Source organism: Lacinutrix sp. Hel_I_90 (genome assembly GCF_000934685.1).
Classification (GTDB): Bacteria; Bacteroidota; Bacteroidia; order Flavobacteriales; family Flavobacteriaceae; genus Lacinutrix.
The window spans coordinates 244,821-257,470 of sequence record NZ_JYNQ01000001.1 but is presented as its reverse complement, the minus strand read 5'-3'; the positions used below and the strand labels follow the sequence as shown (position 1 = coordinate 257,470).

General features: G+C 34.3%; 11 protein-coding genes and 1 tRNA gene. 5 read left to right on the top strand and 7 right to left on the bottom strand.

Going from position 1 to position 12,650, the window contains the following annotated elements:
- Positions 1-33 precede the first annotated feature (33 nt).
- The 3 genes from GQ46_RS01130 to ribB all read left to right on the top strand — a co-directional run bounded on the left by GQ46_RS01130 (position 34) and on the right by ribB (position 3,926).
- Complete coding sequence (locus GQ46_RS01130; RefSeq protein ID WP_044397587.1) at positions 34-672, top strand: outer membrane lipoprotein carrier protein LolA; 639 nt, start codon at positions 34-36, stop codon at positions 670-672.
- A gap of 8 nt (positions 673-680) precedes the next feature.
- Positions 681-2,654, top strand: coding sequence for an LptF/LptG family permease (locus tag GQ46_RS01125; RefSeq protein ID WP_082041689.1), 1,974 nt, complete (start codon positions 681-683; stop codon positions 2,652-2,654).
- A gap of 120 nt (positions 2,655-2,774) precedes the next feature.
- On the top strand, positions 2,775-3,926 hold the full coding sequence (gene ribB, locus GQ46_RS01120) for a 3,4-dihydroxy-2-butanone-4-phosphate synthase (RefSeq protein WP_044397585.1): 1,152 nt from the start codon (positions 2,775-2,777) through the stop codon (positions 3,924-3,926).
- 160 nt (positions 3,927-4,086) lie between these two features.
- On the opposite strand, the gene GQ46_RS01115 is transcribed toward ribB, so the two are convergent.
- From GQ46_RS01115 to GQ46_RS01105, 3 genes are all read right to left on the bottom strand, one after another.
- Positions 4,087-5,280 carry a DegT/DnrJ/EryC1/StrS aminotransferase family protein gene (locus GQ46_RS01115; RefSeq protein ID WP_044397583.1) on the bottom strand — a complete coding sequence of 398 codons (1,194 nt, stop codon included), beginning with the start codon at positions 5,278-5,280 and terminating at the stop codon, positions 4,087-4,089.
- A gap of 98 nt (positions 5,281-5,378) precedes the next feature.
- Positions 5,379-5,840 carry a thioredoxin family protein gene (locus GQ46_RS01110; protein WP_044397581.1) on the bottom strand — a complete coding sequence of 154 codons (462 nt, stop codon included), beginning with the start codon at positions 5,838-5,840 and terminating at the stop codon, positions 5,379-5,381.
- A 63-nt stretch (positions 5,841-5,903) separates the two neighbouring features.
- Complete coding sequence (locus GQ46_RS01105) at positions 5,904-6,533, bottom strand: NAD(P)H-dependent oxidoreductase (protein WP_044397579.1); 630 nt, start codon at positions 6,531-6,533, stop codon at positions 5,904-5,906.
- Between the two features lie 90 nt (positions 6,534-6,623).
- Here GQ46_RS01105 and GQ46_RS01100 point away from each other — a divergent pair, with 90 nt between their 5' ends.
- Positions 6,624-7,013, top strand: a complete 390-nt coding sequence (locus GQ46_RS01100) for an acyl-CoA thioesterase (protein WP_044397576.1) — start codon at positions 6,624-6,626, stop codon at positions 7,011-7,013.
- 97 nt (positions 7,014-7,110) lie between these two features.
- Positions 7,111-7,195, top strand: a tRNA-Ser gene (locus GQ46_RS01095).
- Positions 7,196-7,585: 390 nt separating this feature from the next.
- On the opposite strand, the gene GQ46_RS01085 is transcribed toward GQ46_RS01095, so the two are convergent.
- From GQ46_RS01085 to GQ46_RS01075, 4 genes are all read right to left on the bottom strand, one after another.
- Positions 7,586-9,316 (bottom strand): DUF2207 domain-containing protein, encoded by a 1,731-nt coding sequence (locus tag GQ46_RS01085; RefSeq protein ID WP_044397571.1) that lies wholly within the window; start codon positions 9,314-9,316, stop codon positions 7,586-7,588.
- A gap of 3 nt (positions 9,317-9,319) precedes the next feature.
- The gene (locus GQ46_RS01080; RefSeq protein ID WP_044397569.1) at positions 9,320-9,874 is read right to left on the bottom strand and encodes a LemA family protein; all 555 of its coding nucleotides are present in this window, start codon (positions 9,872-9,874) and stop codon (positions 9,320-9,322) included.
- Positions 9,875-9,931: 57 nt separating this feature from the next.
- A complete protein-coding gene (locus GQ46_RS17515; protein ID WP_156133064.1) occupies positions 9,932-10,165 on the bottom strand; it encodes a hypothetical protein in 234 nt (77 codons plus the stop codon).
- Positions 10,166-10,562: 397 nt separating this feature from the next.
- Positions 10,563-12,647 (bottom strand): immunoglobulin-like domain-containing protein, encoded by a 2,085-nt coding sequence (locus GQ46_RS01075; RefSeq protein ID WP_044397566.1) that lies wholly within the window; start codon positions 12,645-12,647, stop codon positions 10,563-10,565.
- Positions 12,648-12,650: the final 3 nt, after the last annotated feature.

Here is a 12,650-nt window from a genome sequence, read left to right as displayed (position 1 = left end):
TACTTAAGTGGAAATAGCAAATTAAAATTTACCATGAAAAAACTATTACTATTGTTATTAATGACAAGCGCGACCCTTTTTGCTCAAAATGATGCGAAGGCAAAAACACTTTTATCTGAAGTTTCAACAAAAGTTAAAAGTTACGATAATATTGCAATCGATTTTAAATACGTTTTAGAAAACACTGCAGAAAATATTAAACAAGAGACAAGAGGAGACGTCACTATGAAAGGTGACAAATACCATTTAAATATTTTAGGCGCAACAAGAGTTTTTGATGGTAAAAAACTATACACTATAAGTCCAGATGATGAAGAGGTGACAATATCTACAGAAAATGGTGAAGATTCAGGCACGATTACACCAAGTAAAATGTTGTCTTTTTATGAAGACGGTTTTAGTTACAAAATGGATATTGTTCAAAATGTAAGAGGGCGTCAAATTCAGTATGTAAAATTGATTCCAATAGATTCAAATTCAACCATTAAATATATCCTCTTAGGTATAGATGCACAAACCAAGCACATTTACAACCTTATAGAAATTGGTAATAATGGGACAAAAACAACATTAACTGTTAATTCTTTTAAAACAAACGAGACTATCTCGAAAACCTTGTTTACTTTTGACGAGAGTAAGTATAAAGATTACTACATCAATAAACTAGACTAGGTTCCTTAGTGAAAATACTGGATAGATACATATTATCGTCTTATCTTAAAACTTTTATCAGCGTGTTTGTTATTCTCATGCTGATTTTTGTATTACAGGCTATTTGGCTATACATCAAAGAATTAGCAGGTAAAGATTTAGATGTTTCGACCGTTTTAAAATTTTTATTTTACATCACGCCTACTCTTATTCCTTTAATTCTGCCGCTTACTATCTTATTAGCATCTATCATGGTCTTTGGCAATTTTGCTGAAAACTATGAGTTTGCCGCCATGAAGTCTACAGGTATTTCCTTACAGCGTGCCATGGCGGGATTGAGCATATTTATTGTACTACTAGCCATAACCACCTTCTTTTTTACTAATAATGTGATTCCTAGAGCAGAATTTGAAAGTTATAATTTGCGAAAGAACATTGCCAAAGTAAAGCCACAGCAATTTATTGCAAAAGGTCAGTTTAACCAACTTGGGGACAATTTTAATATTAAAGTTGAAGATAAGTATGGTCCTGAAGGCAGGCTATTAAAAAAAGTAGTCATCCATAAGGGGCAGACTAGAATACCGGGGAATCATACGGTAATCATAGCAAAAACAGGAAAATTAGCAAGTGCTGAGGATTCTGAAGTTTTAAAATTAATTCTCTTTGATGGTTATTATTACGATGACACCCCTCCAAAAAAAGTCCAAGAGCGAAAAAAGAATCCCCATGTAAAAAGTACCTTTAAAGAATATACTATAAATCTAGACTTATCAAAATTAAATACTGTTGATTTAGAGGATAAAAGTTTTGACAGTAAATATACCATGCTATCTATTTCAGAATTAGATACTACTACAGATTCTTTAATTACGGAACGGCATAGAAGTTATGAGCAATTTGGTGAAACATTATACAATCGTTCTAATATAGCGACTTTAAACCTAACGGTTAACGCAAAAAAAGACAGTATATTTAAAGGTAATATTCTGGATTTATTTGAAACTAAGCGTCAAGTACAATTGCTGGATTATGCCATTAATGCATCCTCAAGTACCAATCAGATTATCGTTGCTAAACAAAATAATATTAAGGGTGAGACTATTTGGCTCAATAAGCACATTATGGCAATGCACGAAAAATTTGCTTTATCTATTGCTTGTATTATCTTATTTTTTGTTGGTGCTCCACTTGGTGCCTTAATTAGAAAAGGCGGTTTGGGCTTACCAATGGTGATTGCGATTGTCTTATTTTTAAGCTATCACTTTATTGGTATTTTTGCCAAAAACAGTGCAAAAGACGGGTCTTTTAACCCTGCATTAGCCACTTGGTTCTCTACGTTAATTATGCTGCCGTTAAGTATTTATTTGACCACTAGGGCGACTGCTGATCGTGGTCTTTTTGAATTTGATCATATTACTATTCCTGTAAAAAATTGGTACCATTCGCGTTTTGGAAACAAAAAACTAATCATTAAAGAAGATGATGACGATACTATTGTTACTGGAACTTTAAAGGTTCCTTCTAAAACAAGAACTATAATAGCAAACAAAGAATATCAATCATTATTTAAAACAGCTATAATAACTTTCGTTTTCGGTCTCATTTGCTTTGTTCTTTATTTTGTTTTCGCTAACAATAAATTACCGCAATTTGCCACAATTTTAATGCAGCTAAGTGGCGTTTTAGTAGTCGTTAGTCTATTTTATTTTATAAAAAGCAAACGCATTGAGAATAAAGAATTAATTATTGAAGACTCTGCGAATACCACATCCTTAGCTAGTGCTTCCGAAGGAAAAATTAAAACAAAACCAACAAATAAAGCGCAAAATTCATTATTTAAAACGGCCGTAATAACTTTCGTTTTTGCTTTCATTTGTTTTATCCTTTATTTTGTCTTCACAAATAATAAACGACCACAATTTGCTTCAGTTGTAATGCAACTCAGTGGTATTTTGGCGCTTGTTAGTCTGTTCTATTTTATAAAAAGTAAACGACAATCATAAAAGTGTTTTCAACACCTATAAAATATTTTATCTATTCAAAAATCAAAAAATCAAATCTTTATTCAACTTAAAAATCGCAAATAAGCAATATCTTTGCGCTGTATTAAAAAAAGTATTGAAATGATTACTAAAACCGAATCAAAAGTGGCTTTTAAATTAAATACCATTCAAGAAGCAATCAACGATATTAAAGCTGGGAAAGTAATAATTGTTGTTGATGATGAAGATAGAGAAAATGAAGGTGATTTCTTAGCTGCTGCAGAATTAGTAACACCAGAAATGATTAATTTCATGGCGACTCATGGCCGTGGTTTAATTTGTGCACCTTTAACTGAAAATCATTGTAAAGATTTAGGTCTACAAATGATGGTGACCAATAATACAGATCCTTTGGAAACCGCGTTTACCGTCTCGGTAGATTTGAAAGGTAATGGTGTAACCACAGGTATTTCTGCCAGTGATCGCGCATTAACAATTCAAGCCTTAGTAAATAAAGAAACCAAACCCTTTGATTTAGCAAGACCAGGTCATATTTTCCCTTTGGTAGCAAAAGAAGGTGGTGTACTTCGCCGTACAGGTCATACAGAAGCTGCTATAGATTTTGCTCGCTTGGCAGGTTTAGAACCCGCTGGTGTGATCGTGGAAATCATGAACGAAGATGGAACAATGGCACGATTACCGCAACTGATTGAGGTTGCAAAGAAATTTGATTTAAAACTGGTTTCTATTGAGGATTTAGTGGCCTATAGAATGGATCACGATTCTTTAATTGAAAAGAAAGAAGATTTTAATATCGAAACACGTTTTGGGAATTTTAGATTAAGAGCTTATCAACAAACCACTAATAACCAAGTACATATTGCTTTAACGAAAGGAACTTGGGCAACTAATGAGCCTATTTTAACCAGAGTAAATTCAACTTTAGTTAATAACGACATCTTAGGAACTTTAACCAATAATGCGGATAAAAAATTAGATGACATGTTTCGTGTCGTTAACAAAGAGAGCAAAGGCGCCATTCTCTTTATTAACCAACAATCACAGTCATTAAACTTGTTAAAGCGCTTAAGTCTGTTAAAAGACAAGCAAGTTGACGGAGAAGTTGTAAAAGCACCTGCGATTGCAATGGATAGCAAAGATTTTGGAATTGGCGCACAAATATTGCACGATTTAAACATTCATAAACTAAAACTAATTTCTAACTCGCAACAAACCAAACGTGTAGGCATGATTGGTTACGGCTTAGAGATTGTTGAGTATGTAGCATATTAACTCCATTAGATTAGTGTTTATTTTCATAAACCCGCTTTCGCTGCTATCTCTGGGTTTATTATCTCCAGTAGTAAATAAAAAAAATAAGTAAGGCTAACATCCCTTTGTTACGAAAAGAAGTTAGCCTACCCTTAAAAGTTTTGTTTATTCTATTTCAGATTTAAAGTGATGCTTTTATGGCTTCGACCATTTTATCGGCACGACTACTAACCTCTTCTTCTGTCCATGACAGTTTGATTAAACAAGAAATGTTGCGCCCTATATAATGATCACTTTGCTTAAAAGAAGCCATGTTCAACGCGTTCAAAGCTGTTTTAATTTCAGCAGATAAAGGGAATAGCGACTTCGCTGTTTTTAAATGATTCCATTCACGCACATAGTGCCAGCTATTATCGTAGTAATGCCAACAGGCGTCTACACCATTATTTTTAAAAGCCTCAATTGTTTTTCTAGCAGTTTCTAAATTTGGTAAAAAGAAATTTAAAAAAGAGTAACTCTCCTCTCCACCAGAGGGTACGGTTCTAAAAGTGACTTCTGGAATTTGAGACAGCCCTGCTCTTAAAATAGTATAGTTTTTTTTCTGAATCGCTAAAAATTCTGGTAAGCGTTTTATTTGCGCTAAACCTACAGCAGCATGTAATTCTGAAATTCTAAAATTATAGCCCAAAAAAGGATGTGTTTCTGCACCTCTATCATTTCCAACATGATCATGGCCGTGATCACTATAGTGATCTGCATTTAAATAGTACTTTTCATTATTAGTAATTACGGCACCACCTTCACCGCATGTTATTGTCTTCACAAAATCAAAAGAAAAACAACCTAAATCGCCAACGCTTCCAAGAGGTTTGGAGTTATAAGTCCCACCAATAGCCTGACAGGCATCTTCAATTAATACTAAACCATGAGTATCACAAACAGTCTGTAAGGCATTCATATTCGCCATGCTCCCGCACATTTGCACCACCATAACGGCTTTAGTTTTCTCAGTAACTGCGGCTTCAACAGCACTCGGGTCTAAGCCTAGTGTATCATCTATATCTACTAACACAGGAATGGCGCCTAACATTAAGATGGCTTCAAAACTTGCCACAAAAGTAAATGTTGGCATTATCACTTCATCTCCTGCCCCCACTCCTGCACTAGCTAAAGCAACTGTTACCGCAGCAGTCCCACTAGAAACTAATTGTGCATATTTAGATTCTAATGTTTTTTGCAATTCAATCTCTAAAGATTTGGCTTTCCAGTGTCCGTTTCGCATCCCATCAAAACCATAACGCATTAAAACACCATTATCTAATACATCTTGTAATTCCTTACGTTCTTCAGTTCCAAAGCGTTCAAATCCTGGCATAATTATTATTTAAATTAATGTCAAAATTAACTGAAATTACTCAATAAAAAAAGCCTCTAAGGTTAGTTTAAAGGCTTTATATGATAAAATAGGTGTCATCAATATTTTTCTATAATAGCATCTACAAATGCAAAATGTCTATCGGTTTCACGTAAAAAGGTATAACCAGATAACTCACCGATAACCTTTAATTCTTGACTAAGTGCTACAATATTAGGATAACCGCCTTCGCTATTATATTTTTTAACTAAAATTTTATTTTTCTCTTTTTGCTCTGGAGTTATAAGATCTGTGCGTCTTGGCATGTCTACCAGTAATAAAACAAAGTGTTCCGCTTTTTCTTCAAAAGCTTCCGAATTGAAAAAATCGGTTTTTAAAGATTTACAAGGTTTACACCAATCACTACCCGTAAAATAAATTAAGATCGGCTTTTTAGAAGTCACTGATTCTTTTTTAGCCTGATCGAAATCGGTTAACCAATTCAGGTTAGAATAATCCTCTTCTTGCGAAAAAGCAAGTGTGCCTATACACAAAGCTAAAAGTAAAACTATATTTTTCATTTGTCTCTTCATCTTAAAATAGTAAAAAACATAATGCACCAACAATCTTGCCAAAGTACTGTATTACAACACGATAACACTGTCTTCTAAATCTTTACGTACTTTTCCTAATTTGGCCATAAAATCCCCTTCAGCCCTATAACCTATTGGCATAATTAAAACGGACTGTAGTTCCTTTTCTTTCAAGTTTAAAATAGTGTCGTAATCTTTAGGTGAAAAACCTTCCATAGGACAGGCATCAATATGTTCTAAAGCACATACGGTTAACAGGTTACCCATAGCCAAATAGGCCTGTTTTGTTGCCCATAACGCTATATTCTCTTGAGGTCTGTTTTTAAAATCTTCAATCAAAAAGTCCCGAAAAGGATTTAAAATACTATCTGGTGTATTTCTAATCTCCTTAATACGCTGAAAATAGTTTTCAATATTTGTGGTATCCACAATCCTTTCAATACAAAAAACCAAAATATGTGAGGCTTGCGCAACTTGCTCTTGATTCATTGTATGTGCAACTAACTGTTTTTGTAGCGCTTTATTTTTTAGCACGACCAATTTGATAGGCTGTAAACCATAAGAAGTAGCCGTTAAATTAAAAGCTTCTAAAAGAATATTAAGTTTCTCTTCTGAAATAATTTTATTAGCATCAAATGTTTTGGTGGCATAACGCCATTTTAGTGCATCAATTACATTCATAAATTAGTTTTATAACTTTATGCAAAAATAGGATTACATTCGCATATATGATGACAAACAGTGATAAATTAAAATGATACTATTATAGTTATGAGTACTACTGAAGAATTAATAAATGCCTCAGAAACCAGGATCTTTAAAGCAATATTCCCTAATACAACAAACCATTACAACACGCTTTTTGGCGGAACAGCATTAGCCATGATGGACGAAGCTTCTTTTATTTGTGCCACACGCTTTAGCCGAAAAAAAGTAGTCACCATATCTACAGATAAAATAGATTTCGAAAAACCCATTCCCGAAGGGTCAATTGTAGAGCTTATAGCACGAATATTTGAAGTTGGAACAACAAGTTGTACTGTAAAAGTCGATATTTTTATGGAAAACATGTACAGCTACAAAAGAGAATTAACGGTTACAGGATTCTTTAAGTTCGTGGCTGTCAATACTGAAATGAAACCAATCTCGATTTTAGGCTAAAATTTTAGAAAAAAATCCTAATTTTTATTTGATAAGAATGAAAAAGGACACTATATTTGCAGCCGCATTCAGGCAAATAGCTTGATAAGGCACTCAAGGAGAATTGGCAGAGTGGTCGAATGCGGCAGTCTTGAAAACTGTTGAGGGTCACACCTCCGGGGGTTCGAATCCCTCATTCTCCGCAAAAGGAAACCTACAACGAAAGTTGTGGGTTTTTTGTTTCTAAAAAGTTCTGAAGCTCGCTTCATAGGATTTTTGGAAATGAAAAACCAGCCACGCGCTTTTCAGCGGGGTGTTGGGGTCTATGCTTGTCATGGAATTCCTAATTGGGATCACAAGTACCAACGCATAATCCCTCATTCTCCGCAAAAAGAAACCCACAACTTTGGTTGTGGTTTTTTTATTTTATGAAGTGACCCAAACATGTTTGAGCTTAATGAAGAACTAAACTAAACAAACATAGTTTGTTGAGGGTTTTATACCTACTATGTATTTCCATTAAACATTATATAAGCACGTTAAATAACCCCCTCATTACTGAATTTACTGAAAAAGTGCTTTAAAAGAAGTGCTTACCAGCCTCCGCCGCCACCGCCGCCGCCGCCGCCGCCGGAGAAACCACCTCCGCCAGAACCACTACCGCTACTTGATGGTGGGGTTGCAGAACTGCTAATGGAATTAGACAGTGATGAATTTAATGAATGATTAAAGGTTGAGAAGTTTCCAATATTTCCAGCATACCATGTGGGTTGGTAGTTTTTATCAATTAAAGATTGGTTAATCAAGTTTTGAAATTTTTCTCCCCAAACAGCTTCTACACCCAATGCTATGGCATAAGGCAAAAGTTTTTCGAAAATTTCTGGTGTTAAACCTGGTGGATTAAAATAGGCTATTTGTTTTTCTTCTGCAGCACTCATATACATCTTAAATCCATCGATCAATGATTTGAGTCTCAATTTTTCAATGGAAGGTTTTCTAATTAAATACTGATATATCAAAAAGAAAATCACATTTAAAACGATAAATAGAAAAAACACCGACACATCATTATCGCCTTCAAAATACCCTGAAGTGAGAATAAAGAATGAGAAAACATAGGCAACCATTGCCAAAATTGGGACTATCCAAAACTTCAAATTAATACCCTGATAAATTAAACTATTATGCTGTTTTTTTAATGATGCTTTAAATGCTGTAACTGCGCTTTCTACTTTTTTATCATATTTACCATCTAATACTAAGGTAGATTCAGTTGTAAATAATTTTGAAAACAATACGCTTTCTTCATTATTTATAAGACCTGTATCTTCTTTTAATTTATGAATTATATAGTGCTTGCTTTTGAACAATCCAAAAATATGTTCTTCAACATCTTCTTCAATTTTAATATAGCCTTTAACTGCCAAATTTAAAATAGACCCTGTAATCAAATCACCATGATAGCGCTGTTTATCTATCATTCCTACAGATGCAGGTGTCATTTTTTCTGGTACATCAAACTGTGGGTACACTGTTGGTTTCATAGGATCAACACCAAACTTCAACCAAGTAAATCCGTAATAAAACAAAAGCAAAAAACTCAGTAATCCACTTAATATAAGGGCTCCAAACTTTTGAAAAAATGTAGGTGGTGGTGGTGGCGGTGGTTGATTTACAATGCCTTTATTAAAACCTACTGCTATAGTTAGGTTTTCTCCGGCACTTAAATTATCTGCACTAAATCGAATGCTATTCTCAGATAAAATTATTGAACTGCAATTTGTATCGCTACTTCCATACCTACCGGTATAACAAGAATTTTGAATAATTCTCCCTGCTGCTGGAAGTGTCACTTGACTAGAAACTTGATCAACAGGAAAATCCCATCCAAACCCATTGACATTCCAATAAATCTCATCATAATTATTAAAAAACCTTATTTGACCACTCATACGATAAGTAATCGTGTAGTCATATTCGCCTTCATTTAAAAAAACATTTTTTTCTCCTACGTAAATGGTGATTTCACCATTCCCTTTTTCAGTATGAAATTTTGAAACTTCACCATCTCTTTCTACAGATAGAATTTCATAATCCAGTTTATTTTTTAGACCCAAACTATCTCTTCTTTCAATTGGAATGCTGCGCGTAATCCCCCTTTTAAAAACAGTTCCGGTCGCGTAAATTTTAATGGACTCTTTTACAGTAATTACGCTTGAAGTATCTACTGTAATATCTGAATGAAATGAAAGAACCCTTTCACTTTGCGCAAACAAAGAAAAAGAGCTCGTTATCAATAGTATAATAAAAAAGAATTGTTTCAATGCTTAAAATTTTACTTGCGGGTTCTGTTTTTCTATTTGATTATCAATTTCAAAAAATTCTGCTTTACTAAAATTAGTCATTCCGGCTATAATGTTTGAAGGAAAAGAATCAATTAAAATATTATAATCTCGAGTGGTTCCATTATAATACCTTCTTGATTTCTCAATGTCAGCTTCTATACTAGACAATTCCTTTTGCAAGCTCAAAAAATTCTCATTTGCTTTTAATTCCGGGTACTGCTCAGCTACTGCAAATAAGTTTAATAAAGATTTATTTAATTGATTCTCTGCAGCTTGTTGCCCTTCAACAGTCGTCGCGTTTTGCGCTTGACTTCTAGCTTTTGTTACATTCTCAAAGGTTTCTTTCTCATGACGCGCATAACCTTTTACCGTTTCTATTAAGTTTGGAATTAAATCATAACGCTTTTTTAATTGCACGTCTATTCCACTCCAAGCCTCTGCCACAAGTGTTTTCAATTTTACTAATCTATTATAAATTCCAACACCATAAAATGCTGCCAATAATACAAGACTAATTAATGCAAATAATATTATCATAGTATTTAACTTTTTAAGGAATTAAAGATATTAAAATATAATGAAAATACGCATTCATTAATTTAAAATAGAAAAGACATACACTAAAATTACCATTGACAGGAATTCCTTTTCTCCCGAAGCATTTGGCGAAGTAACTGTTCTCAAAAAACGCATTACTGGCTGTGATTCCCATTCCCACAGTAGAGCACCTTTTAAAACGATGGCAGTGCTGTCCTGACAAGGTTTAAAAAGACATAACCCAAAGGTATTTATCCAATTTAATACCAGACTCAAAAGCTGCTTTTTCAAACGAAATGCTATTTACATTTGTTTCCCTTTTGACTAAGAAATAAGAAAAGCCTTGATTCTTTACAGTTACTGATGTTGACAATAGGCATGATATACTACTAAATGGCAATTCTATATTCCGATAGCCAGTAGCCCTTTTTATTTTCTTTTAACTAAAACTATCGCAGGTCATAGGCATTTCTTCCTAAAGTTCTGGTTCTTGATGCTCTGCATTTTGATTTCCAGAACTATTTCCCGCATCGTTATTACAAAATAATGGCTAGAAAATCAACCACGATTACTATAACGTTTAATATAAGACGCTTTTTAAGAAATATAAAAGTGATTGCTATTGATGCTACTATAGAATACGATCCTAAAAATAGTTTAAAACCGTATTATATAAATTTTAGTTTTTTTACTGCGCGGTTAAAGAAACATTATCAATATTAATTGTTCCTCCGCACGTTGTAGCTCCACCACAAACTAATTCAAATAATAGTGATACTCCACCATCAACATTCCCTGCAGTAGTGAATGTATAAGATCTAGGTGTCCAAGCAGTTGCTAAATTTGCATCTCCCGCTATAAGCACATGTTGGGTTGCAGAAAGTCCAGATCCATCAGCTGGTTCAGAAAACGTAAACACCTGAAAAACAGCCCCGTCTACTAATGGATTAGCAGCATCTGCTTTAATATCAAAAGTAACAACATACGTGGTGTTCGGTTGTATTGTACCCACTCCAAATCTTTCTTGTTTTAAACCCGGATTTGCTCCTGTAGCGGTTTGTATTTGTCCTGAATTCGTACCCCCACCGTTACTAACTGTTGTAGATATTGTGGTTGTTCCACCATTATCAAATAATCCCCAACAATTTGCATTGGCTTCAAAATCCCCATCTAAAATAAATTCACCAGCAGGCGGTGCAGGACAATTGCCGCCACCGTTACCTGATCCGTACACCATTAAATCATCAAAGTAATAGGTACTACCATCGGCTACATTAAAGTTGAAGAAAATTACTATCTTATTAAATTGAGGTGTTGCTGTTGCTGCAAAATCAAAAGTTAATTCCTCCCAACTATTGACTACAGATGTAGTCGTTAGTAGCTCTACAAAGTTACCACCGTTACCAATTTCTTCTAGTTTCAGTAAAACAGGTGTATTTGGCACTGGAGACCATACTTTCATTTTCAGACCTTCAGAGGTATTAAAATCAAATTTATCTGCCAGATCGATTTGAATATTATCATAAGGAGAATTATTTGCTCTTATAACCTCACCAACTTTGCAAGAGGTGTTTATTGAACCATTAAAGTCTGGATTATCTATCCATGTAAACGTTGTATTATCTTCAATGACTGCAGGTGTATTGCTTTGGAAGGTAATATTTAGAGTATTAGCAGCTATTGATTCTGTCGTTTCTGGAACACATCCGCCTCCGGTACCCCCTCCATAAACCATTAAATCATCAAAGTAATAGGTGCTTCCGTCAGCAACATTAAAATTGAAAAAGATTACCATTTTATTAAATTGTGGGGTCGCTGTCGCTGGAAAATCATAAGTTAGTTCCTCCCAACCATTAACAATAGAGGTAGTCGCTAGTACCTCTACGAAGTTGCCACCATTACCAATCTCTTCTAATTTTAGTAAAACTGGCGTATTTGGCACTGGAGACCATACTTTCATTTTTATTCCTTCAGAAGTATTAAAATCTAATTTATCCACCAGATCAATTTGTATATTATCATAAGGAGAGTTATTTGCTCTAATTACTTGACCTACTTTACATGAGGTGTTTACTGGTCCTCCTGGATCTGGATTATCTATCCATGTAAACGTTGTATTATCTTCAAAGACTGCTGGTGTATTGGTTTGGAACGTAATATTTAGAGTTGCAGCTGCTATTGATTCTGAAGTTTCTGGAGTACATACTATAGCCGAAACATTAACAGTTCTTGTCACTTGAATTGCTTCATTGCCTTGAGCGTCGGTAACGTCATAGGTAATAACATAGGTGCCTTCCACAGACGTGTCTACTACATCACCTCCAACAATAATATCTGCAGTAAGATCCCCATCGACTTCATCAAAAGCTGTCGCTCCAGGATCTGTAAAAGTATCTCCTAAGGTCAAATTTATTGTAGCATCCCCTATTAAAGTAATTAATGGAATCTCCGAATCTAAAATCATTATTGTGTCTTCATAGGTATCTGAAGCGCCAGCAACATTAGATGCCGTAAGAATAATGGTATAGACACCTGGGGAATATATTTTAATTGGATTTATTTCTGTAGAAGTTGATTCATCTCCAAAATCCCATGAATAATTATCAGCGTTTGTAGAGGTATTAATAAATCTAACCACACCTGTTTGACTGATAGTGTGCGTAAACCCCGCAGTTACCACTGGTAAATTGTCATCATCATCTTCGCACCCTATAAAGGAAATCGCCAAAATCAGTATGACAAATATTTTTGATTTTTTAATTAGCTGTTTCATTAT

What these genes read in the sequence shown, in the direction of transcription:
- GQ46_RS01130 (WP_044397587.1), top strand. Translation starts at nt 34, where the DNA reads ATGAAAAAACTATTACTATTGTTATTAATGACAAGCGCGACCCTTTTT.
- ribB (WP_044397585.1), top strand. Translation starts at nt 2,775, where the DNA reads ATGATTACTAAAACCGAATCAAAAGTGGCTTTTAAATTAAATACCATT.
- GQ46_RS01115 (WP_044397583.1), bottom strand. Translation starts at nt 5,280, where the DNA reads ATGCCAGGATTTGAACGCTTTGGAACTGAAGAACGTAAGGAATTACAA.
- GQ46_RS01110 (WP_044397581.1), bottom strand. Translation starts at nt 5,840, where the DNA reads ATGAAAAATATAGTTTTACTTTTAGCTTTGTGTATAGGCACACTTGCT.
- GQ46_RS01105 (WP_044397579.1), bottom strand. Translation starts at nt 6,533, where the DNA reads ATGAATGTAATTGATGCACTAAAATGGCGTTATGCCACCAAAACATTT.
- GQ46_RS01100 (WP_044397576.1), top strand. Translation starts at nt 6,624, where the DNA reads ATGAGTACTACTGAAGAATTAATAAATGCCTCAGAAACCAGGATCTTT.
- GQ46_RS01080 (WP_044397569.1), bottom strand. Translation starts at nt 9,874, where the DNA reads ATGATAATATTATTTGCATTAATTAGTCTTGTATTATTGGCAGCATTT.
- GQ46_RS01075 (WP_044397566.1), bottom strand. Translation starts at nt 12,647, where the DNA reads ATGAAACAGCTAATTAAAAAATCAAAAATATTTGTCATACTGATTTTG.